Raw genomic sequence first — 26,272 nt, 5'->3', positions numbered from 1 at the left:
GGTATGGCGACCCCAGGCCGCCCCGACCGCCGCCCAACCGCTCGAAATTCGGTGGTCCGACGTTGGCCACCCGCTTGCTTGGCTGCGGCGGGTGGACTCGGTCTCGATCGTCGCCGCCGCGCGCGAGCTGTACCTGGCGCGCCAGTACCCCGGCGTCGTCGCGGCCTGCGCCGACGCGCTGGCCGAGCTCGCGCCGACCGATCGCGGCTCGATCGCGCTGCGGCTGCTGGCGGCCCGGAGCCTGATCGCGCTCCGGCGCGACGTCGACGCCCAGGTCGAGATCCGCGCGTGCCTCAACCTCGAGCCGCAGTGCGGTCCGGCGTACCGCCTGCTCGGCGAGCTGGCGGCCCGCGCCGACGAGCTGGCGTCGGCCAAGATCTTCTTGCGCGAGGCCCTGCGGCTGGCGCCCGACGACGACGAGGCCCGCGAGTGGCTGGGGATCGTCGAGAACCTCGGGCCCCGGCGCGCGCCGACCCCACGGCCGACCCGCCCGGCGGCGGTGCGCCCGCCGCCGCCGCGCGTGGCCGCGCCGGTGCCGGCGCCGCGCGTGGCTGCGCCGCTGCCGCCGCCGCGCGGGGCCGCGCTGCCGCTGCGGCCGCCGACCGAGCACCCAGCGCCGCGGCCGCTGCACGCGCGCGCCGGCTCGCCGCCGCTGCCGATCGCGCCCGGCTTCGGCCAGCACCTCGTCGACGCCGGCCTGCTGTCGCCGCTCCAGCTCAAGGCCGCGCTGGCGTACAAGCGCTCGACCGGCGTGCGCCTCGGCGCCGCCGCGGTCGCGCTCGGGTTCCTGTCGGCGCCGAAGGTCGAGTGGGCGTCGCTCGCCTACCACGGGCGTCATCGCGCCGCAGGCACCGGCGCCGAAGCCCGCTGAACTGCCTTGAGGACGACCCCCGCGGATCGTACCGTCAGGCGAACGTGCTCGAGCCGGGGTCTGTCGTCGCCGAGAAGTACTGGGTCGAGCGCGTGCTCGGCCGCGGCGGCATGGGCGTCGTGGTCGCGGCGACCCACCTGCAGCTCGGCCAGCGGGTCGCGCTGAAGTTCCTGCGGCCCGAGGCCGCGCGCGACAGCGAGCTGGTCGAGCGCTTCCTGCGCGAGGCCCGGTCGGCGTGTCGGCTGCGCGGCGAACACGTCGGCCGGGTCGTCGACGTCGGCACGCTCGACGACGGCCTGCCGTACATCGTGATGGAGTACCTCGAGGGCCACGACCTCGCGACCGCGCTCGGGCGCGGCGGGCCGCTGCCGGTGGTGACCGCGGTCGACTACCTGCTGCAGGCCTGCGTCGGCCTGGCCGAGGCCCACGCCGCCGGCCTGGTCCACCGCGATCTCAAGCCCGCGAACCTGTTCCTGACCCGGCGCCCCGACGGCACGCCGCTGGTGAAGGTGATGGACTTCGGCATCGCCAAGGCGATCGGGCGCCTCGACGCCGCGATCACCGAGTCGGCCGCGGTCATGGGCTCGCCGGGCTACATGTCGCCCGAGCAGCTCCGCAGCGCCCGCGACGTCGACGCGCGCGCCGACCTGTGGTCGCTGGGCGTGGTGCTCTACGAGCTGGTCAGCGGCCGGCGCCCCTACGACGCCCAGACCATCACCGAGCTGGCGATGCTGGTCGCGACCGAGCCGGTGCCGCCGCTGACGGCGCCGGTGCCGCGCGGGTTCGCGGCGGTGGTGATGCGCTGCCTCGAGAAGGATCCGGCGAGACGGATCGCCGACGTCGCGACGCTCGCGACCGCGCTGGCGCCGTTCGGCTCACCCGGGGCCGCCGCCATCGCCGCGTCGGTCGGGCGGGTCCGGAGCGGGACGCCGGCGCTGCCGCGGGGCGAGGCGATCGACGCGCTGATGAACGCCACGACGCTGTCGCGCGCGACCTCGGTGCGCGTGCCGGCGGCGGCGTCGCCCGGCAGCTTCACCGTGCGCCACCGGCGCTCGATCGCGGTGCTGGCGACGGCGATCGCCGCGACCGCGGTCGCGATCGTGCTGGTCGTCGCCCGCAGCGGCAGCGGCGCGCCGTCGCCCGCTGCGGCGCCCGCGGTCGCGCCGCCCGCCGGTGAGCCGCTGGTCGCGCCGCTCGCGGTCCCGCCCGACGCCGGCGTCGACGGCGACGCGACGGTGACCGCCGCCGCGGACGTGGACGCCGCGCCCGCGCCGGTCGCCGCGACCGATCCCGAGCCCCCCCGCGCCGGCAGCGGCCGCGGCTCGTCCGGACGCCGCACCGGCGGTGGCTCGAGCCGCGGCAGCGCCGCGCCCGGCGCCGGCAGCGCGACGGCACGGGCCGGCAGCGCGACGCCTGGGCCTGGCACCGGCAGCGCCGCGGTCATCGCCAGGCCACCCGGCGGCGGCACGGCCGGCAGCGGCAGCGCGGGGACCGCGCGCGGGAGCGGCAGCGGGAGCGGGGGCGGCACGAGCGCGCCGGTCGGCATCCCCGGCGACACCAACGGCGACGGCATCCCCGACATCCGCTGAGCGGACGGGCCGGGCGGGGCGAGGCCTCGCGGCCAGTCGCGGCGCGGAGATCGCGCGCGCACGCAACCGCGGCGCCGACCGGTCGATACCTGGGCATGACCTCGCTCCACGCCCGCCGTCCCGGCCTCAGGTCCGCACCGCGATCGACCTGGTGGCACCCGCTCCTGGCCGCGACGCTCGCGGCGTCGGCCTGCCAGTTCCCGCAGCCGCCCGATGTCCTGCCGACCGACGCCCAGCTCGACGCGCCCATCGTCGACGCCATGCCGACCGAGGCCCGGCTCGAGGCGACGCAGGACCTCCACGACTTCGGCGCCGTCGTGCTCGGCGGCAGCTCGGCGGTCTTCCAGGTGACGGTCCGCAACAGCGGGGAGCTGGCGACCGGGGCGATCACCCTGACGCTGGCCGGGGCGGCGCCGGGGGAGTTCGAGGTCGTGCCGACCGGCGACTCGAACGACTGCGCCGGCATGACGCTGACCGGCGGCGGGTCCTGCCGGGCCCAGGTGCGCTATCGCCCGACCGCCGACCAGCCGTCGGGCGCGTCGCTGATCGTGGGCGCCGAGCCCGGTGGCTCGGTGGCGATCCCGGTGACCGGCGACGCGCTGACCGCGGCCCGGCTGACCTCGCTGACCGCGACCGACAGCTTCGGCGGCGTCGTCGTCGGCACCAGCTCGCCGGTGCACCGCTTCATCATCCAGAACGACGGCGAGCAGCCGAGCGGCGTGCTCGGCGTCAGCAAGAGCGGCACCCACCAGGCCGAGTTCGTGATCGTGCCGGTGCCCGGCAGCGACTGCCAGGGCGCGACCCTGGGCCAGCAGGGCACGTGCGACGTCGAGGTGCGGTTCGCGCCGATGGCGCCCGCGGCCCAGCGCATGGCCACGGTCGTGGTCACGGGCACCCCCGGCGGCGCCCACACGATCGCGCTCAGCGGCGACGCCCTGACGCCCGGCGATCTGACGATCGAGCAGCCGACCGGCGGGGGCACCCTCGATTTCGGCGCGCGCGACCTGGGCACGGGGACGACCTCGACCACCCAGACCGTCCGCGTCCGCAACCAGGGCGGCGTCGCGACCGGCGCGCTGGTCGTGGCCATCACCGGCGGCGGCAACGCCAGCTACGTCGCGGCCCTCGACGGCTGCAACGGCAACCCGCTCGGCGCGGGCGCGGCCTGCGACATCCAGGTGCGCTTCAACCCGGCGGCGATCGGCGCGCAGCCGGCCACGGTCACGATCCGCGACAACGCCAGCGGCGCGACCCAGGCCGTCAACCTCACCGGCGTCGGCACCGGCACGGTCACGGTCACCAAGACCGGCGGCGGCGTCATCGCGTCGGCGCCGACCGGGCTCATGTGCGGCGCGGGCTGCGCGACCCAGGCGGCGTCGTTCGCGACCACGCCCGTGACCCTGACCGCGACCGCCGATCCGAGCTGGCAGTTCGAGCGCTGGGGCGGGGCGTGCGCGTCGGCCGGCACCGCGAGCGTCTGCGCGCTGCCGATCGCGCTGGCGATGACGTCGGTCAGCGCGACGTTCCGGCAGCTGTTCACGCTGACCGTGACCACCGCCGGCATGGGCGGCGTGATCTCGAGCCCGTTCGGCGTCAGCTGTGGCGCCGCCGGCACCGACTGCGCCGAGCCGTTCGCGATCGGCACCAACGTCGTGCTCACCGCCGAGCCGGCCCCGGGCTGGGAGGTGGCGAGCTGGACCGGCGCCGGGGTCGCGTGCAGCGCGGGCCAGCGGACCTGCGCCACGTCGATGACCCAGGCGCGCACGGTCGCGGTCGAGTTCCGGCCGCTGTACACGCTGACCGTGACGACCAGCGGCTCGGGCGCCGGCTCGGTGACCGGCGGCGGGATCGCGTGCGCGAGCCCGGGCACCGGCGTGTGCACGATCCCGGTCATCGACGGCACCAGCGTCACGCTCAACCGCGTGCTCGGCTCGGCCGCGAGCGGCTCGCAGCAGGTGTTCGGTGGCTGGGGCGGTGACTGCGCGAGCGCCGGCACCGCGACCGCGTGCACGTTCACGATGACCGCGGCGCGATCGGTCGCGGCCACGTTCACGCTGCAGCACCGGCTGACCCTGACGATCAACAGCGTCGGCGGCGCGCAGGGCACGATCCTGGCCAACCCCGGCGGCGTGCTGTGCACCAGCGGCACCTGCCAGCGGTTCTTCGACGCCGGCACCACGGTGACGATCAGCGCGACGCCGGCGACCGGCCTCGACGTGCTGCAGTCGGTCGCGGGCGACTGCTCGGCGACGCCGTGCACGCTGGCCAACCTCGACGGGCCCAGGACCGTGACCGCGTCGTTCCTGCCGGCGCCCGGCGATCTGGAGGTCGCGCTGCCGGCCAGCGGCAGCCTCGACTTCGGCGCGCGCGACGTCGCGAGCGGCGCGGCCTCGGCGACCCAGACCGTGCGCATCCGCAACAGCGGCGGCAGCGCGACCGGCGCGCTGGCGGTGTCGATCAGCGGTGGCGGCGCGTCGAGCTTCACCGCGCCGAGCGACACCTGCGGCGGCGTCGCCCTGGGCGCGGGCCTGACCTGCGACGTCGCCGTGCGCTTCAACCCGACCGCGGTCGGGGCCCTGGCCGCGGTGATCACGGTGCGCGACAGCGTCAGCGGCGCGGCCCGCGGCGTGAACGTCGGCGGCACCGGCACCGGCACGGTGGTCGTCACCCGGACGGGCAGCGGCACGGTCACCTCGACGCCGGCCGGCCTGGCGTGCGGCGCCACCTGCACGGCGTCGTTCGCGACCACGCCGCTGGTCCTGTCCGCGGCCCCGGATCCCGGCTGGGTGTTCGACGCCTGGAGCGGGGCGTGCGCCGCCGCCGGCACCGCGACCACGTGCGCGCTGCCGCTCGGCTCGGCGACGACCAACGTCGGGGCGACGTTCCGGCCGCTGTACACGCTGACCGTGATGCGGACCGGCAGCGGCGGCGTGACCTCGGCGCCGGTCGGCATCACCTGCGGCGCCGACTGCGTCGAGAGCTACGTGGTCGGTACGTCGGTGGTGCTGACCGCCGAGCCCGATCCGGGCTGGGAGGTGGCGAGCTGGACCGGCGCCGCGTGCGCGCCGGCCCAGCGGGCCTGCACCGTCGCGATGACCCAGGCCCGGGCCGTCGCGATCGAGTTCCGACCGCTCTACACCGTCGCGGTCACCGTCGGCGGCAGCGGCGCCGGCACGGTCACCGGCGGCGGCCTGAGCTGCGCCAGCGGCAGCGTCGGCACCTGCGCGATCCAGGTGATCAGCGGCGCCAGCATCACGCTCACCCAGGCCGCGGCGAGCGCGGCCAGCGGCTCGCAGAACCTGTTCAACGGCTGGGGCGGCGACTGCGCCTCGGCCGGCACCGGCGCGTCGTGCACGCTGACCGTCAGCGCCGCGCGCTCGATCGCGGCCACGTTCACGCGCCAGCACCGGTTGACGCTCGCGATCAACAGCATCGGTGGCGCGATGGGCGCGCTGACCGCGAACCCGGGCGCGTTCACCTGCGGCGCCGGCAGCTGCCAGCGGTTCTTCGATCAGGGCACGCTCCTGACGGTGACCGCCACGCCGGCCACCGGCCTCGACGTGCTCCAGGGCGTGACCGGCGACTGCACCGCGTCGCCGTGCACGCTCGGCGTCGACGCGCCCAAGGCGGTCACGGCGGCGTTCCTGCCCGCGCCGGGCAGCCTCGAGGTGGCCGTGCCGCTCGGCGGCGGCACCCTCGACTTCGGCGCGCGCGAGGTCGGCAGCGGCCCGTCGTCGCCGACGCAGACGATCCGCATCCGCAACAGCGGCGGCAGCGCCACCGGCGCGCTGGGCGTGACGGTCACCGGCGGCGGCAGCGCGAGCTTCACGACCGTGCTCGACGGCTGCGCCGGGCTGATGCTCGCGGCCGGCGCGACCTGCGACGTGACCGTGCGCTTCAACCCGACCACCGTCGGCAGCCTGGCGGCGACGACGACCGTGCGCGACACGGTCAGCGGCGCGGCCCAGGGCGTGACCGTCACCGGCGTCGGCACCGGCCGCGTCACCGTGAGCCGGACCGGCAACGGCTCGGTCACCTCGGCGCCGGCGGGCCTGTCGTGCGGCACGACCTGCACCGCGTCGTTCTCGGCGCCGCCGGTGACCCTGACCGCGACCGCCGACCCCGGCTGGGTGTTCGACAGCTGGGGCGGCGCGTGCGCGTCGGCCGGGAGCGCGCCGACCTGCGCGCTGGCCCTGACGTCCGCGTCGACCGCGGTCACGGCGACGTTCCGGCAGCTCTTCACGCTGACGGTGACGGTGTCCGGCTCGGGCACCGTGACCTCGGCGCCGACCGGCATCACCTGCGGCGCCGACTGCAGCGAGGCGTACGTGGTCGGCACGTCGGTGACGCTCACCGCCGAGCCCGGGCCCGGGTACGAGGTGTTCGCGTGGACCGGCACCGGCGCGACCTGCACCGCGTACCAGCGCACCTGCACCGTGGCGATGAGCCAGGCGCGGGCGGCGACCGTCGAGTTCCGGCTGCTGCGGCCGCTGGGCGTCTCGGTCACCGGCAACGGCACCGGGTCCGTCGCCGGCAGCGGGATCAGCTGCGCCAGCGGCGGCGCGGGCACCTGCGCCGTCAGCGTCTTCGACGGCGCCAGCGTCACGCTGACCGCGACCATCGGCGCGCCCGCGACCGGCCAGCGCAACGTGTTCGCCGGCTGGGGCGGCGACTGCGCCGGCACGGCCACGACCTGCACCTTCACGATGACCGCGGCGCGGAGCGTCACGTCGACGTTCACGCGCGAGTACCAGCTGACCCAGGTGGTCCAGAGCATCGGCGGCGCGGCCGGCTCGCTCACGGCCGATCCCGGCGGGTTCGTGTGCACCAGCGGCAGCTGCCCCCAGTACTACCCCGCCGGCACGACCTTGACCGTGACCGCGGCGCCGGCCACCAGCGCCGACGTGCTCCAGAGCGTCAGCGGTGACTGCGCGGCGTCGCCGTGCTCGCTGACGATGGACGCGGCGCGGACCGTGACCGCCACCTTCCAGCCGACCGCCGGCGACCTGGCGGTGGTGACGCCGGCCAGCGGCACGCTCGACTTCGGCACGGTGACGTTCGGCACCGCGTCGCCGACCCAGGCCATCACGATCCGCAACAGCGGCGGCAGCACCACCGGCGTCCTCGCGGTGACGGGCACCGGCGCCGGCGCGGCCAGCTTCACCACGGTCACCGACGGCTGCATCGGCACCACGCTGGCGGCCGGCGCCTCCTGCACGATCACCGCACGGCTCACGCCGGCGGCGGTCGGCGCGCTGGCCGCGATCGTCACGGTGCGCGACACCGGCAGCGGCACCGCCCGCGGCGTCAACGTCATCGGCGCCGGCAGCGGCAGCGTCACCGTGACCAAGACCGGCAGCGGCACCGTCACCTCGACGCCGGCCGGCCTGTCGTGCGGCACCAGCTGCGGCGCCCAGACCGCGGCGTTCGCGACCACGCCGGTCTCGCTGTCCGCCACCGCCGACCCGGGCTGGGTGTTCGAGACCTGGACCGGCGCCTGCGCCGCCGCCGGCGCCGCGACGACGTGCGCGCTACCGCTGACCGCGGCCTCGACCTCGGTCGGCGCGACCTTCCGCCAGCTCTTCACGCTGACCGTCGCCACCACCGGCGCCGGCACCGTGAGCTCGGCGCCCGCCGGCATCAGCTGCGGCGCGGACTGCAGCGAGGCGTACGTGGTCGGCACCTCGGTGACGCTCACCGCCGAGCCGGGGTCCGGGTACGAGGTGTTCAGCTGGACGGGCACCGGCACGGTGTGCGCGGCCGGCCAACGGACGTGCACGTTCCCGATGACGCTCGCCCGCAACGTGACGGTCGAGTTCCGCCAGCAGTTCACGCTGGCGGTGACGGTCAGCGGTACCGGCACCGGCACGGTCACTGGCAGTGGCATCAACTGCGGCAGCGGCGCCACCGGCACCTGCTCGGTCGTGTTGTTCCAGGGCGCCAGCGCGACGCTGAGCCAGGCGCCCGGCACCGCCGGGACTGGCTCGCAGCACGTGTTCGGCGGATGGGCCGGCGCCTGTACCGGCACGGGGGGCTGCACGTTCACGATGACCGCGAACAAGACCGTGACCTCGACGTTCACGCTGCAGCACCGGCTGACCCTCAACGCCACGCGCTCGGGCACCGGCATGGGTACGATCACGGTCAACCCCGGCGGCCTCACCTGCACGACCAGCGCGACCTTGACCACGGTGACGTGCACCCCGTTCGTCGACGCTGGCGTGACCTACACGGTAACCGCCGTCGGCGCGACCATGCTCGACGGGGTCCAGTCGGTCGTCGGCGATTGCAGCGCGACGCCCTGCACGCTGGCCAGCCTCAGCGCCCCGCGGACCGTGACGACGACGTTCACACACTTCGCGTGCGTGCCGTCGAGCGCGACGTGCAGCCTCGGTCAGTTCTCGCAGTGCGACGCCACCGGGAGCTTCGTCTCGCACGTCGTGCCCAACGGCAGCGCCACCGGCACCTCGACGACGATCACCATGAACAACTACAGCTGCCCGCTCGGCTGCCACGCGAGTGGCACGCGCTGCAACGACGTCGACGCCGCCAACGGCCTCAACGCCGCCATGGACACGGTCGCCGTCAGCCCTGCCGGCATTGACCTGATCTTGCCGCGAAGCGCGAGCGCGCCGGCCGGCAAGGTCGTGCTCAACACCAGCACCTACGACGCGACCAACGGCGAGGCGTCGATCACCGATCCCGACGGCGTCGTGATCCGCGTGCCGGCGACGATCATCACGCAGACGAACGCGCCCGATATCCTGGTCCTGAAGGTGCGGTCGTTTACCGTGCGCCCGGGCCGTGTGCTCGAGGTGTACGGCGCGCGGGCGCTCGCGGTCGCGTCGCACTTCGACGTGTACATCGGCGGGACGCTGGATGGCTCGGGCGAGAGCCTGAACTTTGCGGGACATGCCGGGCCCGGAGGGCGCAATGGGCTCTCGATGTGCAGCGGCTCCTTTGGCACCGGCGGGGCGAGTGGTGGTGGTGGCTGGAGCTCAGGAGGGATGGGGTCCGGCGGGACGCTCGGGGGATCGCGTGGCGCATCCTTTGTGCCGCTCAGTGGCGGTTGCGACGGGGGCTACAACGACGGCACTGTTGGCGCAGGTGGCGGGGGCATTCAGCTGGCGTCGCGGACCCGCGTGGCGATCGGCGCGGCCGGGGTCGTGAATGTGAGTGGTGCAGGGGGGGGCGTGCTCGATTTCCTCGGGTACCTCACAACGGGTGGCGGTGGTGGCGGTGCGGTCCTTGTGCAGACCCGTGCTCTCACTGACGAGCGGTGCTGTTGTCGCGGGTCGAGGTGGAAGCGGTGCTGCCGCGAACGGAGCAAGTTCGGTTGGTGCGATCGGGATCGAGGGACCGATCACTGGATCTACCGCCGCCCCTCCGTGATGTGCACTGGTTGCCTGACCAGCGGCAGTGGAGGCTACGAGGGCTTTGGCAGCGGAGGATCGTCTGCGACGGGTGCGGCCCCGGCGTACGGCGGGGGGGGAGGCGGATGTGGCGCCTTCCGTCTGATGAACGCGTCCGGCATCTTCACGCCACCGGCGGGCGCGCTCAAGTTGCTTGTACCCAGCGGGGTCTCGGCGCTCGACGTTCGGTGACAGCTGCCTGGTTGGGCACCGTCTGGTGCCTTCGGACGAATTCTGCGACGAAACCTCGCGCTCTGGATCCTAGTCCTGTAATAGGATGGACCTATGACGCGACTTTGCGTGCTGACGTGCAGCGTTGTGATCGCGGCCTCGGCCTGCCAGTTTGCGAAGCCTGCGGACGTGGACGAGGTCGACGCCGCCGTCGACGCGCCGGTGATCGATGGGCCGCCGGGACCGGCGCGGCTCGAGGCGCCGCAGGACCTCCACGATTTTGGCGGCGTGGTCATCGGCGGGGTGTCGGCGATGTTCCAGGTCAGCGTCCGGAACGCCGGCGATGAGATCACCGGTGAGGTTGGGCTCACCCTGACCGGGGCCGACGTCGGTGAGTTCGAGATCGTGCCGACCGGCGACAGCAGCGACTGCGCGACGCGGACGTTGGCGGGCGGTGCCTCGTGCACGGCCCAGGTTCGCTACCGCCCGACGGCGGATCGGTCGGCGTCAGCGTCGCTGGTGATCGGCGCGACCCCAGGCGACTCGGTCGCGGTGCCGCTGACCGGCAACGCGCTCACGACGGCGCAGCTGACCTCGCTGACCTCGAGCGAGAGCTTCGGCGGCGTGGTGGTCGGGCAGAGCTCGACCGTGCACACGTTCACGATCCGCAACGACGGCGAGCAGTCGACCGGACCGCTGGCGGTGACCAAGAGCGGCGCGGCGCAAGCGGAGTTCGTGATCGTGGCGGCCGCGAGCGGCGACTGCCAGGGCGCCACGCTCGGTCAGCAGGGGACGTGCACGATCGACGTCCGGTTCACGCCCGGCGCCGCGGGCGCGATGCGCATGGCGACGGTGACCGCGACCGCCAACCCCGGCGGCATGCACTCGATCACGCTCGCCGGCGACGCGCTGTCGCCCGGCGATCTGATGGTCGAGCTGCCGACCGGCGGCGGGCCGCTGGATTTCGGCATGCGCGCGCTCGGCAGCGGCGCCACATCGGCGACGCAGACCATCCGCATCCGCAACGGTGGCGGCGCCCAGACTGGCCTGCTGGCGGTGGCGGTGACCGGCGGCGGCAACCCCAGCTACACGCTGCCGCTCGACGGCTGCGACGGCAACCGCCTCAACGCGGGTGCATCTTGCGACGTCCAGGTGCGCTTCAACCCGGCGGCGATCGGCACCCAGCCGGCGACCATCACCGTGCGCGACACGGCCAGCGGTGCGGCCCAGGCGGTGGGCGCCACCGGCGTCGGCACCGGCAGCGTGACGATCACTCGGACCGGCAACGGCACGGTCACGTCGACGCCGGCCGGCCTGATGTGCGGCGCGACGTGCGCCAGCTCGTTCGCGACCACGCCGGTGACCCTGACCGCGACCGGCGATCCGAGCTGGCAGTTCGAGACCTGGGGCGGCGCGTGCGCGTCGTCGGGACCGTCGACCGTGTGCTCGCTGCCGATCGCGGCTGCCATGACCGCGGTCAGCGCGACCTTCCGGCAGCTGTTCACGCTGACCGTCGCGACCACCGGCTCGGGCACGGTGACCTCGGCGCCGGCCGGCATCAACTGCGGCGCCGACTGCAGCGAGCCGTACGCGGCCGGGACCAGCGTGCAGCTCACCGCCGAGCCCGACCCGGGCTGGGAGGTGTTCAGCTGGGCCGGGACCGGCGGCGCGTGCGCCGCGGGCCAGCGGACCTGCACGGTGGCGATGACCGTGGCCCGGACCGTCACGGTCGAGTTCCGGCGCTCGTTCACCCTCGCGGTCTCGGTCGCTGGCACCGGCACCGGCACGGTCACCGGCAGCGGCATCAACTGCGCCACCGGCGGCGCCGGCACGTGCTCGGTGGCGGTCTTCGACGGCACCAGCGTGACGCTGACCCAGACCGCCGGCACCACGGCCGCGGGCTCGCAGATCATCTTCGGCGGCTGGAGCGGCGACTGCACCGGCACCGGCGGCTGCTCCTTTACGATGACCGCGAACAAGACGGTCACGTCGACGTTCACCCTGCAGCACCGGCTGACGCTGACGGTGGCGAGCACCAGCGGTGGCATGGGCACCATCGCCGCCAACCCCGGCGGCTTCACCTGCTCGACCAACACCTGCACCCGCTTCTTCGACGCCGGCTCGAACCTGACCGTGACCGCGACCCCGGCGACGACGCTCGACGGACTGGTGTCGGTCACGGGCGACTGCACGTCGACCCCGTGCACCCTGGCCAGCCTCAGCGCCCCGCGGACCGTGACGGCGACGTTCACGCACTACGCCTGCGTGCCGTCGAGCGCCACGTGCGCGGTGGGCCTCTTTTCTCAGTGCGACGCCACCGGAAACTTCGTCTCGCACGTCGTGCCCAACGGCAGCGCCACCGGCACGTCGACGACGATCACCATGAACGGCTACATGTGCCCACTCGGTTGCCACGGCAGCGGCGCGCGCTGCAACGACGTCGATGCCGCCAACGGCCTCAACGCCGCCATGGACACCGTCGCGGTCAGCCCGACCGGCATCGACCTGATCCTGCCCCGCAGCGCCAGCGCCCCGGCCGGCAAGGTCGTGCTCGACACCAGCACCTACGACGCGACGAACGGCGAGGCGTCGATCACGGATCCCGACGGCGTTGTGATCCGCGTGCCCGCGACGGTCATCACCCAGGTCAACGCGCCCGACATCCTCGTGCTCAAGGTGCGGACCTTCACCGTCCGGCCGGGCCGCGTGCTCGAGGTGTACGGGGCCCGCGCGCTCGCGGTCGCGTCGCACTTCGACGTGTACATCGGCGGGACGCTGGATGGCTCGGGCGAGAGCCTGAACTTTGCGGGACATGCCGGGCCCGGAGGGCGCAATGGGCTCTCGATGTGCAGCGGCTCCTTTGGCACCGGCGGGGCGAGTGGTGGTGGTGGCTGGAGCTCAGGAGGGATGGGGTCCGGCGGGACGCTCGGGGATCGCGTGGCGCATCCTTTGTGCCACCAGTGGCGGTTGCGACGGGGCTACAACGACGGCACTGTTGGCGCAGGTGGCGGGGGCATTCAGCTGGCGTCGCGGACCCGCGTGGCGATCGGCGCGGCCGGGGTCGTGAATGTGAGTGGTGCAGGGGGGGGCGTGCTCGATTTCCTCGGGTACCTCACAACGGGTGGCGGTGGTGGCGGTGCGGTCCTTGTGCAGACTCCCGTGCTCTCACTGACGAGCGGTGCTGTTGTCGCGGGTCGAGGTGGAAGCGGTGCTGCCGCGAACGGAGCAAGTTCGGTTGGTGCGATCGGGATCGAGGGACCGATCACTGGATCTACCGCCGCCCCCTCCGTGATGTGCACTGGTTGCCTGACCAGCGGCAGTGGAGGCTACGAGGGCTTTGGCAGCGGAGGATCGTCTGCGACGGGTGCGGCCCCGGCGTACGGCGGGGGGGGAGGCGGATGTGGCGCCTTCCGTCTGATGAACGCGTCCGGCATCTTCACGCCACCGGCGGGCGCGCTCAAGTTGCTTGTACCCAGCGGGGTCTCGGCGCTCGGTGTTCGGTAACGCTCCCTGCGGCCCCGGCACCATCCATGCGCCGGTCCCGACGGGTGTGGATCTCATCCTGAGCAGGGCGGAGAGATCCGGACCGCGGCTTGATCCGCGGGCCGCTTGAAGTTGGGGCAGAGCCCGTGCCATCGAGGGGTTGCTTAGGCTCTCTCGACGGAAGGATGCCCCGTGCGCATGGTGATCGAAGTGCCGGATGAGTTCAAGGCGTTGAGCACCGCGGTGCGCTGGTCACCCTGGTCGTGGCTGAGGGCCGCCGCGGCGCCGGTGGCAAGGCGATCGACTACGGGCGGGTCGAGCAGCGCGTGGCGGCCGCGACGGACGAGGTCGAGCGGGCGGCCCATGCCGGGTTGCTGGGCGGGCTCGATGTCGACGAACTCCTGATCAAGTGACCACGCCTGAAGGTGGCCTTGCTCAGCGACGGCGCGCACGACATCGTCGACCAGATCGCGACCGAGGTCGGCGGGCGCGTCGATCGTGGCGTGACGCAACTCGTCGACTTCTGGCACGTCGTCGAGAAGCTCGCCCCGGCCGCCGCGCTGCTCGCCGGCGACGCGCAGGCGCGGCTGGCGCATTGGCGCATGCGCTTGCTCAACGTCGAGCACGCCGCGATCGACATCCTCGGCGAGCTGCGCGCCGCCGACCGAGCCCACGTCCAGGTCGGCGACGGTCGCCCAGTCCACGAAGCGATCACGTACCTCGCGCACCACCACAGCCGCATGAACTACGCCGCCGCCCGCGCCGCGGGCCTGCCGATCGGCAGCGGCAACGTCGAGGCCACCTGCAAGACCCTCGTCCAGGTCCGCATGAAGCGGGCCGGCTCGCGGTGGAAGGAGCCGACGGGCCGGCACGTCCTTCAGCTCCGCGCGCTCGCCGTCAGCGACCGCTGGGCCGACGCGATGGTCCTCACGATGCTGCCGCTGCGGAAGTCCGTCCGGGTGGCCGCTTGATCAGCATGAGAGCCACACCCGCTGCCGCTGCGGAAGTCCGTCCGGGTGGCCGCTTGATCAGCATGAGAGCCACACCCGTCCCGACCGCGCGGATCAAGGCCAAACGGCCGCGGCCGATCCTCACCTGCTTCGGACAGCGCCGACATTGCCGACGGGTGCGGCTCTTCTGGAGCGGTCGTCGACGGGAACAATTCCGATCACTTGACGAGGGAGAGGTGGGGGCGGCGCGGCGGCAGCGGGGGCAGCGTCGAGGGGACGTCGCCGTCGGCATAGCGTGACTGGTGGTTGCGCTCGTGCTCCTTCGCGAGGTGAAAGTGCCAGTAGTCGTCGAAGTCGCCACTGGCGCGCAGCGCGCGCAGGCGCAGGACGGCCTCGGCGCCGGCCAGCGACCACCGCGCGCCGGTGCGGCCCATGCGATCCTGGACGAGGTGGCGGCACGCGCCCTCGATCACGCCGGTGGCGATCGGCAGCCCGGCGTCGATCGCGCGGTCGTAGTGGAGGAGGCGCGTGTGCCTGACGAGGTAGCTGGCGGCGCGCTCGACGGCGCGCGTCGCCTTGGCGTCGAGGGTGTGGGTCGTGAGCATCAGGCGCAGGCTCTTGGCGATCTCGCCGCCGCTGCGGCCGGCGAGCAGGGCGAGCAGGCGGCACTCGACCCAGCGCTCGGCCGCGACCTGATCGTCGGCGTGGTCGCCAGGATGGAAGGCGTGGGCGGCGCGCCACAGGTACTCGAGGACGTGGACCAGATCGAGCACGATGGTGATCGCGACGCCGGCCGCGCGCGCCGCGCGCTTGATGCGCCGCAGCTGATCGAGGCTGCCGTCGACGAGCACGACCCAGCGGCGGCGCTGCTCGGGATCGCGGCGGCGCGCCTCGGCGAAGGCGTCGTCGATCACCTGCTGCGCGCCGTGCTCGACGCTGGCCCACACCCGCTTGTGGATCGGGCGCGGCCGGTCGGTGCGCTTCGCGTGCGCGCCGTGCAGCACGTCGGCGACCACGCGTGGCCACGGCGCGATCGTGTACACCGCCGCGACCTCGGCCATCCGCTTGCGGTTCGGCTTCTCGCCCTTGGTGAGGCGCGTGTGCAGGCGCCGCGGCGTCGCCTCGGCGGCCTGGCGGGTCGCCGCCCGCAGGCTGTCGTGGCGCATCGCGATGCCCTTCCCGTCGAAGCTCAGGACCAGCAGGTGGTCGGTGTCCTCGGGCGCGCACAGCCGAGTTTGGTAGAACTCGTCGAAGTCGCGCGCCGCGCGGACCGCCAGCTCCTCGGTCTGTCGCTTCGGCACCTTGGCGCCGCTGTACTTCTGGATCGCCGCCACCACCTCGTCGAACGACGACCGCGCGCTCTCCTCGGCGACCACCCGGCGCACCTCGTGCAGTACTTGTCCGCCGGCAGGTCCATCGCGGCGTCGAGCGGCGCGCGCCCGGTCACGCCGGGCGCCTGGTACAGGTTGCGCTCGAGCTCGACCTCGCCGAACTCGGTCATCACGGTGCGCCGCCCCCGTCGCGCCGCCTCACGGGCGATCCCATCCTCGCCCCGCACCGCGACCGGCAACTCGCGCTCCGAGCGCCCGTCGAAGTGCGCCTGCATCATCGCGCGCATCATCTCCCGCCCCTGCGTTCGCATCATCCGTTCGATCTCGCTCAGCGACGCGTGCATCGCCTCCGGGCTCAGCAGGTCGTCTTCCAGCTTCTTCATGCTCCGCCGAGCTTCGCAGAAGGGGCTGTCGTTGGCGATCCGCGCGGCGTTGGTCTTCGACATCAGGCCGGCGACGCTACCCGCCCACGATCGATCCGGACAGCCCGTCCGAAACCAAGTTGCCGGAATCGATCAGCTTTCTGCCGTCGCAGAAGATCCGCACCCATTGCCGACTGCGGATCTGGTCGAGGCAGGATAGGTCGGGCGACGCAGCCGCCACCGCGGCCGTGTTGCCGAAAGCGGCGAAGCCGGCCTCGCGGCCGGCTTCGCTACTCTAGAACTTATGCGAACGCACGTGTCAGGGCGTCGTGAAGGCCACAAACGCGTGACCGGCGATCGCAGTCATCGCCGAGTTAGACGGGACGGTCTGGCCGAAGCTCGCGCGGATGAACGTCGCCTGGATGCGGGTCGCGCCGCTGTTCATCAGGTATGCCGAGATGCTTGCGGGCACGACGAGCGGGCCGGGCACTGCGGGCGGCGCGGGGTTGAGCGCTGCGCAGCGGACCTGCACGCGCTTGGTGACGGGCGCGGGGAAGGAGAACGGGGACAGGCCAGTGATCGAACCATCAGTGGTGACGATGTTGATCAGACCGCCAGTCGAGCCTGAACAGTTGGTGCAAGCCACCTGGAATTCCGAGCCGTCGGTGGGGATGTTGCGGAGCACATCGGCGGTCGCGGTGTTGATGTCGAAGTCGTCGCCGATCAGTGGGAAGTTCACATCGAAGTTGGCCAGGTGAGCTCCTCCACCCGCCGCGTTGGTGGTGAAGTGAGCCGTTGCGGTAGCGGTGTCAGCGAGCTGGCCGGGGTCCGCCGCGAACGCGGGGCTGGGCCCGACGCCCGCGAGGGTCGTGAACGTGCCGGCGCTCAGCGCCGCGATGTTCATGCCCGTGCCGAGCGGCAGCCCGATGATCGGCGTGCCCGCGTTGACCATGACGATCGGGAAGGCCGAGGTCGGCGAATCGAGCGTCAGCACGCCGGTGCCGCTGAACTTGACGAAGCGACCCACGTCGTCAGCGACGAACGAGGCCGCGTGCCCGCCGGGCAACGTCAGGGCCGCCGCGGCGGTCGCGCCAGCGCCGACGCCCGTCAGCGTCACACCGACCGCGGTGCCGCTGCTGGTCGGGTCGGGGCAGATGTAGCCGGCGCCCGGCGCGAAGATGCAGGCCGGCAAGGGCGGCGCCGCCGGGGTGGTCTGGGTCACCGTGAACTCTGCCGTGCCCTCGTTGACGCCGAACGATGTGGCGAGCTGGGCCGGGGTGTACTCCCAGACCTTGCAGCCGAGCGGGGTACCCGGTGCGGTGTCGATGACAGGCGCCTGGGAGGTGTCGTTGCCGATGATGGTGAAGCCGAGCTGGACGCCCTGGCTGATGACGGTGTTCGACGGGGCGGGGGGCGGCGCGCCGAGGAGCTGGGCCTCGATGAGCGTCGCGGTCCCGCCATAGACGACGGCGGGGGCGTCGATGCCCGCGTCGATCGGCGGCGGCGCGTCGATGGTCTGGCCGTCGATGGCGACGGGGGCGTCGACCGGTCCGTTGACCGTGTTGTTGTCGCCGCAGGCGGCGAAGGCAAAAGGAATGGCAAGGCAGGCGAAACGCTTCATGAGCTCCTCCAGGACAGATCACGGTCGACCGGGCGCGAGGCAACCTCGTCGATCGGCCGCCCACTCCGTTCGTGATCGCGACATTACGCCAACCGCGGGGGTAGGTCCAAGCCCCGTGCCATCATCTGCGAGGCGGAATGTCGCGGATCTCGCGGGGTGGGATACGGATGCACATCCATAAGCGCGCCCTTCGTGCTGATGGTCGGGGCCGCCGACCCCGGGTCCGGAGCCCGGCCGGCTCGGGAGCCTCACCCCGATCGTCAGATCTGCTGGGCTCCGAACCTGGGCTCCGAACCTGGGCTCCGAACCTCACCCGATCGTCAGATCTGCGCGGCTCCGAGCCTCACCCGATCGTCAGATCTGCGCGGGCCCCGAACCTCACCCGATCGTCCGATCTGCGGGGCGCCGAGCCTCACCCGTTCGTCAGATTCCGGCTCCGATTTCCGGCTCCGGTTCCGGCTCCGGCTCCCGGCGGAGCCCGACGCGGTTGCCGTCCGCCACCGCCATCCGCCACCCGCCGCCCGCCGTCCGCCACCGCCACCGCCATCCGCCACCCGCCACCGCCACCGCCACGGCCGCCGCCGCCACCGCCACCCCGCCGCCGCCACCCCCGCACCCCGCCACACCCTCGCCCCGCTACCGCCCCCGGCGCACGAGGACGGGGTCCTTGCTGACCAGGCGGTAGCCGCCCTGGTCGCTGTCGGCCTCGACGGAGAGGCCGGTGGGCTTCACGAGGCCGCGGAGGCGCGAGAGGTTCACGAACAGCGGGTTGTCGTGGCGGAGCGGGTCGTAGGGGCGGGCCCAGGCGGCCTGGGTCAGCTCGTCCTTCGACAGCACCTCGCCGGGGCGCGCGGCGAGGGCGTAGAGCAGCTTGCGCATGACGGGGCGCTTGCCCAAGGACAGCGTGCGCGCGCCGGCGATGACCTCGTGGCGGACGGCGTCGACGACGATCGGCGCGGTCGTGCCCCGGGGATCGCCGTCGAGCACGCCGAGCAGCGCCGGCAGCAGATCGTCGTCGGCGACGCCGGCCAGCGCGTCGGCCGCGGTGGCCTGGGCCTTGGCCCAGGCGGCGGCGCCCTTCTTGGTCTTCTTGTCGCCGGCGCCGTCGGCGGCGCGGCGCGCGGCCAGGCCGAGCGCGAGGTGCGCGAGCGCGGCCTCGACGTGGTAGCCGGGCCGGGCGTCGGGGACGATCTCGATCGCGTCGCCGCGCGCGGCCGCGGCCACGGCCTGGAACGCCCGGGTGCGCACCGAGTGCGACTGCGCGGCGCGCGGGCTGTGGAGCACGACCGCGAGGCGCGCGACCGGATCGTCGTCGGCGCAGTAGCTGGCCGCCCGCACCAGCGCGCTGGCGCCGAGCGCGCGCGCCCGCTCGCTGACCCGCTCGAGCAGCGCCCGGGCCGCGCGGCGCTGGCCGAGCACGAACGCGATCCGCGCGGCGAAGATCTGCACCCACAGCACCGCGAGGGCGTAGCCGGTGTCCTCGGCGCGGTTGGCCAGCTCGACCAGCGCCGCCGACGCGCCCAGGCGATCGCCGTCCTCCCAGCGCCGCAGCGCGCGCACCGCGTCGGTGTGGATGCGCGCCAGCGGATCGTCGTGGGCGGCCAGCGCGGTCTCGAGCGCGGCCAGGGCCCGGGCGCTGTCGCCGGGCGCGGTCCGGATGTCGTAGCCGCCGAGCGCCAGCGCGCCGAGCGCCGCCGCGCGGTAGCCGTGGGCCGACGGCGCGCGGTTGTCGGTCGTCGGGGTGCCGCTGCGCTCGGCGCCGACCGCGTAGCGCTCGAGCCACGCCAGGTAGGTCGCGGTCGCGGCCAGGACCGCGCGCCCGCCGCCGCGCGCGGTCTCGGCGGCGGTGGCCAGGTCGGCCATGGCCGCGGCCAGCGACTCGGTGTGGAACCGGCGCACGGCGTCGAGCCCGGCGAGCGCGGCCCGCACCGACGGCCCGGCCTCGGTGTCGGCGACCGCCCGGGCCAGCGCCAGGCGCGCGTCCTCGAACCGCCCGGCGCACAGGGCCAGCGTGCCGAGCGCCGCCAGCTCCGAGCCGGACGGCGGCCGCGCCGCCAGCGCCGCCCGCAGCGCCTTCTCGCCCTCGGCCACATCGAGCAGCCGCGCCAGCGCCCGGGCCCGCAGCGCGCCCAGGTCGCGATCGCGCGTGGCGCCGAGCTCGGCGGTGAGCGTCGCGACGTCGCGGCTGGCGCCGACGTCGAGCAGCACCTTGCCGGTCGCGACCAGGTGCACCCGCGCGCGCTCGGGCTGGGCCGCCGCCAGCCAGTGGCGCACGGTCGCGACGATCGCCGCGGGATCCCGGCGCGCGGCCAGCGCGGTCGCCAGGCGCGCGTGCAGCTCGGGCTCGGTCGCCGCCGGCAGCGCCGCGCGCGCCGCCGAGCGCACCAGGTCGTGCAGGAGCGGCGCGCCGTCGCCGTCGAGATCGACCAGCAGCGCCCGGCGCAGGACCGACAGCGGCGCGCGGGGATCGCGCCCGGCGATCGCGGTCAGCTCGTCGGGGCCCAGCGGCGCGCCGGCCAGGGCGATCGCCGCCAGCAGCCGCGCGGCGTCGGTCGGCAGCGCGGCGATCGCCGCCACCAGCGGATCGGGCCCCGACGGATCGCCGGCGTGGCTGCGGCGCAGGTGGAACGGGTTGCCGCCCGAGGCCGCGAACGCCCGCGCGAACCCGCCCGCCGGCCCGCGCAGCTCGTCGAGCGCCGCCCACAGCGCCCGGGCCGCGCGCTCGGGCAGGCCGCCGAGGTGGATCTCGACCCGGTCGTAGCCCTGGGCCGAGGCCGGGCGCTCGCGCGACGTCGCGACCAGCCGCCCGCGCTCGAGCCGCTCGCCGACCAGCGCCAGGAGCCGGGCCTGATCGTCGGCCGCCAGCCGGTGGAGATCGTCGACCACCGCGAGCGCGCCGGTGGCGTCGAGCGCGGCGGCCAGCGCCGCGGCCCGGGCGTCGTCGCCGAGCAGCTCGGGCGCCGGGCCCAGCGCGCGGCGCAGATCGTCGAGCACCGCGCCCAGCGTCGGCGCGCCCACCGCGACGTGCGCGGTCGGCCCGGCCCAGCCGCCGGCGAGCGCGTACGCGAGGCTCGACTTGCCGACCCCGGCCAGCCCGCACACGACCGCGACCGGCACCTGCGCCAGCCCGCGCTCGAGCTGGGCCTGCTCGCGCTCGCGGCCCACGAAGACCGTGGGCGCGCGCGGCGTCGACGCCGGCGCGCGGCGCGGTGCTCGTGCCGAGGTGCGGGGGCCCGCCACGCCGCGGTGATACCACGACGGCCACCATCGCTCCGTGGACGGCGGTGGGGGCGCGCGCTAAACTTCGACCGTGTCGGTCTCGACCGCGCTCCTGCAAGAACTGCTCGAGCTGCCGGCGGGCGAGCGCGCGGCGCTAGCTGACGCGTTGCTCGCGAGCCTGGATGAGACGACGGACCGGGTCCCGGACGAGGTCGTCGCGCTGGCGTGGGAGGCAGAGATCCGGCGCCGGGTCGAGCGCCTCGATGCCGGCGAGGCCGACGTGATCCCGGGTGACGTCGTGCTGGCTCGGCTGCGCGCGACGGCCGACGGCGGATGAGGCTCGAGTTCCTGGCCGAGGCCGTCGCCGAGCTCGAGGGACATCGCGACTTCGACGACGCCAAGGAGCCGGGGCTCGGGACACGGTTCGTCGGCCTGGCGCTCGGCGCGATCGACCGCGCGCTGGCGATGCCGGCGTCGGGCGCGGTGATCGCCGGGGTCGCCCGCGCCAAGCCCGTCGACCGATTCCGATCCGCGCGGTCTACGTCGTGCGCGGCGATCGGCTCGTGGTCGTCGCGCTCGCCCACGCGGCGCGGCGCCCGGGCTACTGGATCACCCGGATCCGCTGACCCGACCACGCGCTCACACGTCGAGGTCGTCGATCTCGTGAGCGTGCTCGGTGATCAGCTTGAAGCGCGCGGCCACGTCCTTGCCCATCAGCTCGGCGATGACCGTGTCGGTGCGCAGCTCCTCGCCGGGCTTGACCCGCACCTGCAGCGCGCTGCGCAGCTTGGGATCGAGCGTCGTCATCTTGAGCGTCTCGGGGTTCATCTCGCCGAGGCCCTTGAAGCGCGTGATGCTCGGCCGCGAGTTGGCCTTGGCGTGCTGCTTGATCAGCCGCTCCTTGTGGACGTCGTCGAGCGCCCAGTAGGTCTGCTTGCCGATGTCGATCCGGAACAGCGGCGGCTGCGCCAGGTAGATGTGGCCGGCGTCGAGCAGCGTGCGCATGTGCCGGTAGAAGAACGTCAGCAGCAAGGTCGCGATGTGGTGGCCGTCGGCGTCGGCGTCCATCAGGAGGAAGATCTTGCCGTAGCGCAGCTTGCCCAGATCGAGGTCGGGGCCGAAGCCGCACCCGAGCGCGCTGACGATGTCGCCCAGCTCCTTGTTGCCCGACATCTTGGCGTCGTTGGCCTGGAACGTGTTGAGCACCTTGCCGCGCAGCGGCAGGACCGCCTGGGTGGAGCGATCGCGGGCCTGCTTGGCCGAGCCGCCGGCCGAGTCGCCCTCGACGATGAACAGCTCGCTCTCCTCGGGGTCGGTCGAGGCGCAGTCGGCCAGCTTGCCCGGCAGGTTGAGCCGGTGGCTGATCGCGGTCTTGCGGCTGATGCCCTCCTTGGCCGCCCGCGACGCCTCGCGCGCCCGCGCCGAGATGATCGTGCGCGCCACGACCGCCTGGGCCCAGTTGGGGTTGCCGTTGAGGTAGTTCTCGAGCGCCGGCCGCACCAGCGCCTCGACCTGGCCCGCGACCTCGGGGTTGTTGAGGCGGTTCTTGGTCTGGCTCTGGAACTGCGGGTCGTGGACGAACGTCGACAGCACCGCGACGACGCCCTCGCGGATGTCCTCGGCGGTCAGCGACACGCCCTTGGGATCGAGGCCGTGGGTCGCGATGTAGTTGCGGACCGCCTTGACGATCGCCGAGCGCAGGCCGGCGTCGTGGGTGCCGCCGTCGGGCGTCGGCACGCTGTTGACGTGGCTCTTGATCAGGTCGTCGGTGGCCTCGGTCCACTGCAGCGCTAGCTCGACGCCGAGCTGGGCGTCGTCGTCGCGCTTCTCGAGGTAGAACACCGCGCCGGTCGAGGGCACCGCCAGCTTGCCGCGGGCCGCGACCAGGGTCGGCAGCCACTCGGCGATGCCCTTGTCGTGGACGAAGCGGTGGGTGACCGGCTCGCGGGCGCCGGCGGCGTTCTTGGCGGTCTCGTCGATGAAGACCATCTCGAGGCCGTGGTGCAGGTAGCTCTTGGTCTCGAGCCGCTCGGCGATCAGCGCGGCGTCGAAGCAGAGCTTGGGGCCGAAGACCTCCTCGTCGGGGGTGAACGTGACCCGCGTGCCGGTGCCGCGGGCGCCGCCCAGGTTCTTCAGCTTGCCGCCGACCACGCCGCGCGCGAACCGCAGCTCGTGGCGTTCGCCCCCGAGCTTGACCTGCACCACCAGCTCGCTCGACAGCGCGTTGACCACCGCCGAGCCGACGCCGTGCAGGCCGCCCGACACCGCGTAGCTCTCGCCGCGCTCGAACTTGGCGCCCGAGTGCAGGCTGCTGAACACCACCTCGAGCGCGGGCTTCTTCTCCTCGCGCATGATCTCGATCGGGATGCCGCGGCCGTTGTCGTCGACCGTGATGGTCTTGCCGTCGGCGTGCAGCGTGACCTCGACCCGGGTGGCGTGGCCGTTGATGGCCTCGTCGATCGAGTTGTCGACGATCTCCCAGAGCAGGTGGTGGTAGCCGTCCTTGCCGGTCCCGCCGATGTACATGCCGGGGCGCTTGCGCACCGGGTCGAGGCCCTTCAGGACCTGGAACGAATCTGCGCCGTACTTCTTGGCCGACGCCATGGCTACTTGCCCTCCGCGGTCGAGCCGAGGCTCGGGATGGTCACCGGCACGGGCGGCCGCGTGAAGGTCGTCTTCTTCTGGAGCTGGTGGCCCTTGCCGCCGCGCGCGGTGCACGAGCGCGGATCGGCGTGGAGCGTCCAGGCCTTGCCGGCGGCGTTCTCGATCACCATCGCCGTGGCCTTGTCGCCGGCGATGAACCCGATCACGCGGTCGTCGGCGCTGGCCTTGATCACCGTGACGCCGCGGCCGGGGCCCTCGAGCTTGTTGATCTCGTCGGCCTTGCAGTGCAGGACGTGGCCGGCGCTGGTCGCGGCCACGACCACGTCGCCGTCCTTGACGCCGATCACGCCGATCACCTCGTCGCCGTCGCCGGGCCGGGCGTAGCGGCGGCCGGCCTTGGTCGTGACCTCGGCGTGGGCCGCGAGCGCGAACCGCAGGCCGTAGCCGCCCCGGGTCACCGCGAGCATGGTCTCGGGCAGGGGCAGGCGCGGGTCGAGCGACATCGCCGCGACGATCCGCTCGCCGTCGCCGAACTTGAAGTACTTCTGGGCGGGGTCGCCGTAGCCGGCCGAGGCCGCGATGTCGTTGATCTTGACGACGTAGGCCGAGCCGCGGCTCGAGAAGAAGATGACCTTCTCCTTGGTCGAGCCCGGCAGCACCGCCATGACGCTGTCGCCCTCACGGGTGCGGGTCTGGGCCGGATCCTTGAGCTCGCGCACGCGCTTGATCCAGCCGTCCTTGGTGACGACGACGTTGGCGTCCTCGTCGACGATGAACGCGTCCTCGCTGACCTCGAGCTCCTCGGCGCCGCCGCCGACCGCGGTCCTGCGCTTGGTGGCGAGCTCGGCGGCCACCGCCTCGAGCTCGGCCTTGATCACGCTCCACAGCTTGGTCGGGCTCTTGAGGATCGTCTCGATCTTCTTGGCCTCCATGGCCTTGTCGCGGAGCTCGTCGCGGATGATGTTGATCTCGAGCTTGGCCAGCTTGTAGAGCTTGAGCTCGAGGATGGCCTCGACCTGGAGCTCGTCGAGCCGGAACCGCTTCATCAGCTTGCCGGCGGCGTCGACCTTGCCGTCGGACGCGCGGATGATCCGGATGGTCTCGTCGAGCGCGTCGAAGATGGTCGCGAAGCCGTCGAGGACGTGGATCCGCCGCTGGAGCTCGGCCAGCTCGTACTCGAACCGGCGCCGGGTCACGTCGGCGCGGAAGTCGAGGAAGTGGACCAGCACCTCCTTGAGGCCGAGCCGGTGGGGCTGGGCCGGGGGCTCGGGATCGTCGGGGCCGGCCTCGGGCGCGCGCGGCGCCGGCACCAGCGCGGTGATGTTGAGGTTGAAGTTCTGCTGCAGCGGCGTGTGCTTGTACAGGTACGCCATCACGATCGCCGGATCGGCGTCGCGCTTGATCTCGAGGACGATGCGCACGTCGGTGGTCGACTCGTCGCGCACGTCGAGCAGGTACGGCAGCTTGCGCTCGAGGATCACCGCCGCGATCTTCTCGACCAGATCGGCCTTGGTCATCGCCCACGGGATCGACGTGATGACGATGTCCTGGCCGCCGCGCTTCTTGTCCTCGAGCTTGTACTCGCCGCGGACCCGGATCGCGCCCTGGCCGGCCTCGTAGATGGCCCGCAGCTCGGGCTTGGTGTTGAGGAGCTGGCCGCCGGTCGGGAAGTCGGGCCCCTGCACGTACTTCATCAGGTTGGTCGTCGTCAGCGACCGGTCGTCGATCAGCGCCACCAGGGCCGAGGTCACCTCGCGCAGGTTGTGGGGCGGGATGTTGGTCGCCATGCCGACCGCGATGCCGGTCGAGCCGTTGACGAGCAGGTTCGGGAACCGGGCCGGCAGCACCTGGGGCTCGGTGGTGGTGCCGTCGTAGTTGGGCCGGAACGCGACCACCTTCTGATCGAGCTCGCGCAGGAGCTCCATCGCCGGGGGCGCCAGGCGGCACTCGGTGTACCGGTAGGCGGCCGGGGCGTCGCCGTCGAGCGAGCCGAAGTTGCCGGAGCCGTCGACCAGCGGCAGGCGCAGGGTGAAGTCCTGGGCCATGCGCACCATCGCGTCGTAGACCGAGGTGTCGCCGTGCGGGTGGTAGCGCCCGAGCACCGAGCCGACCACCTTGGCGCTCTTGCGGTGCTTGGCGTCGGGCCGCAGGTGCTCGTCGTGGAGCATCGCGTACAGGATCCGGCGCTGGACCGGCTTCAACCCGTCGCGGACATCGGGCAGCGCGCGGGAGGTGATGACCGACAGCGCGTAGTTGAGGTAGCGGGTGCGGGCGAGGTCGGCCAGCGAGCCGTCGTCGCCGTCGCCGCCGCTGGCGCCGCCGTAGATGTCGGTGGGAGGGGCAGGGGGCTCGTCGGAGCCGGATGAGCGGGCGGTGCGAGGCGCGACGGGAGGTTTGCGGGACATGGTGCTCGTGGGAGGCACGGGGCTGGCCGAGGGAGGCCCGACCGGGCGAACGCCCGGGGGCGCGACCTTACTTGCGTCGCCGAAAAGGTCCAGTTGCTCACGGTCCACCGGGATCGCTCGGGTCACGGGGCCTCCTGCGGACCTGGACGTACCACGGGGGGATGACCCGAGGTTTTTGCCGCCAGGGCCGGCGCTGTGGTATTGGGGGTGTCCACGGAACCGCTGCATGGTCGACAGGCGATCGTCTTCGCGCA

12 protein-coding genes and 1 pseudogene are annotated in these 26,272 nt (G+C 73.5%); 7 read left to right on the top strand and 6 right to left on the bottom strand.

Going from position 1 to position 26,272, the window contains the following annotated elements; translation table 11 throughout:
* Nucleotides 1-91: 91 nt before the first annotated feature.
* The 4 genes from IPL61_08640 to IPL61_08625 all read left to right on the top strand — a co-directional run bounded on the left by IPL61_08640 (nt 92) and on the right by IPL61_08625 (nt 13,547).
* Nucleotides 92-871, top strand: coding sequence for a hypothetical protein (locus IPL61_08640; GenBank protein ID MBK9031390.1), 780 nt, complete (start codon nt 92-94; stop codon nt 869-871).
* Between the two features lie 44 nt (nt 872-915).
* On the top strand, nt 916-2,460 hold the full coding sequence (locus IPL61_08635) for a serine/threonine protein kinase (GenBank protein MBK9031389.1): 1,545 nt from the start codon (nt 916-918) through the stop codon (nt 2,458-2,460).
* A gap of 95 nt (nt 2,461-2,555) precedes the next feature.
* The gene (locus IPL61_08630; GenBank protein MBK9031388.1) at nt 2,556-10,064 is read left to right on the top strand and encodes a choice-of-anchor D domain-containing protein; all 7,509 of its coding nucleotides are present in this window, start codon (nt 2,556-2,558) and stop codon (nt 10,062-10,064) included.
* Nucleotides 10,065-10,157: 93 nt separating this feature from the next.
* On the top strand, nt 10,158-13,547 hold the full coding sequence (locus tag IPL61_08625) for a choice-of-anchor D domain-containing protein (protein ID MBK9031387.1): 3,390 nt from the start codon (nt 10,158-10,160) through the stop codon (nt 13,545-13,547).
* A gap of 143 nt (nt 13,548-13,690) precedes the next feature.
* Here the strand turns inward: IPL61_08625 and IPL61_08620 are convergent, their stop codons facing one another.
* Entirely contained in the window at nt 13,691-14,056 is a 366-nt protein-coding gene (locus IPL61_08620; GenBank protein ID MBK9031386.1) for a hypothetical protein, read from the bottom strand.
* Here IPL61_08620 and IPL61_08615 point away from each other — a divergent pair.
* On the top strand, nt 14,030-14,497 hold the full coding sequence (locus tag IPL61_08615) for a hypothetical protein (protein ID MBK9031385.1): 468 nt from the start codon (nt 14,030-14,032) through the stop codon (nt 14,495-14,497). The genes IPL61_08620 and IPL61_08615 overlap by 27 nt on opposite strands.
* Nucleotides 14,498-14,694: 197 nt before the next feature.
* On the opposite strand, the pseudogene IPL61_08610 reads toward IPL61_08615, so the two are convergent.
* A pseudogene (locus IPL61_08610) lies at nt 14,695-15,969 on the bottom strand (ISKra4 family transposase).
* Here IPL61_08610 and IPL61_08605 point away from each other — a divergent pair.
* Nucleotides 15,865-16,389: a hypothetical protein gene (locus tag IPL61_08605; protein MBK9031384.1), complete on the top strand. Its 525-nt coding sequence runs from the start codon at nt 15,865-15,867 to the stop codon at nt 16,387-16,389. The pseudogene IPL61_08610 and the gene IPL61_08605 overlap by 105 nt on opposite strands.
* A 99-nt stretch (nt 16,390-16,488) precedes the next feature.
* Here IPL61_08605 and IPL61_08600 read toward each other — a convergent pair whose 3' ends face one another.
* Nucleotides 16,489-17,790, bottom strand: coding sequence for a hypothetical protein (locus IPL61_08600; protein MBK9031383.1), 1,302 nt, complete (start codon nt 17,788-17,790; stop codon nt 16,489-16,491).
* Between the two features lie 636 nt (nt 17,791-18,426).
* Entirely contained in the window at nt 18,427-21,030 is a 2,604-nt protein-coding gene (locus IPL61_08595; GenBank protein MBK9031382.1) for a winged helix-turn-helix domain-containing protein, read from the bottom strand.
* 70 nt (nt 21,031-21,100) lie between these two features.
* Here IPL61_08595 and IPL61_08590 point away from each other — a divergent pair, with 70 nt between their 5' ends.
* Nucleotides 21,101-21,346: an addiction module protein gene (locus IPL61_08590; GenBank protein MBK9031381.1), complete on the top strand. Its 246-nt coding sequence runs from the start codon at nt 21,101-21,103 to the stop codon at nt 21,344-21,346.
* Nucleotides 21,347-21,648: 302 nt separating this feature from the next.
* Here the strand turns inward: IPL61_08590 and IPL61_08585 are convergent, their stop codons facing one another.
* Together IPL61_08585 and IPL61_08580 are read right to left on the bottom strand one after the other, a co-directional pair.
* Nucleotides 21,649-23,613, bottom strand: coding sequence for a type IIA DNA topoisomerase subunit B (locus tag IPL61_08585; GenBank protein ID MBK9031380.1), 1,965 nt, complete (start codon nt 23,611-23,613; stop codon nt 21,649-21,651).
* A gap of 2 nt (nt 23,614-23,615) precedes the next feature.
* Nucleotides 23,616-26,018: a DNA topoisomerase IV subunit A gene (locus tag IPL61_08580; GenBank protein MBK9031379.1), complete on the bottom strand. Its 2,403-nt coding sequence runs from the start codon at nt 26,016-26,018 to the stop codon at nt 23,616-23,618.
* Nucleotides 26,019-26,272: the final 254 nt, after the last annotated feature.

This window comes from Myxococcales bacterium, from assembly GCA_016717005.1.
Classification (GTDB): domain Bacteria; phylum Myxococcota_A; class Polyangia; order Haliangiales; family Haliangiaceae; genus UBA2376.
The sequence above is the reverse complement of the archived record's forward strand: the minus strand, read 5'-3'. Positions and strand labels throughout refer to the sequence as shown.

What these genes read in the sequence shown, in the direction of transcription:
- IPL61_08630 (MBK9031388.1), top strand. Translation starts at nt 2,556, where the DNA reads ATGACCTCGCTCCACGCCCGCCGTCCCGGCCTCAGGTCCGCACCGCGA.
- IPL61_08625 (MBK9031387.1), top strand. Translation starts at nt 10,158, where the DNA reads ATGACGCGACTTTGCGTGCTGACGTGCAGCGTTGTGATCGCGGCCTCG.
- IPL61_08600 (MBK9031383.1), bottom strand. Translation starts at nt 17,790, where the DNA reads ATGAAGCGTTTCGCCTGCCTTGCCATTCCTTTTGCCTTCGCCGCCTGC.
- IPL61_08585 (MBK9031380.1), bottom strand. Translation starts at nt 23,613, where the DNA reads ATGGCGTCGGCCAAGAAGTACGGCGCAGATTCGTTCCAGGTCCTGAAG.
- IPL61_08580 (MBK9031379.1), bottom strand. Translation starts at nt 26,018, where the DNA reads ATGTCCCGCAAACCTCCCGTCGCGCCTCGCACCGCCCGCTCATCCGGC.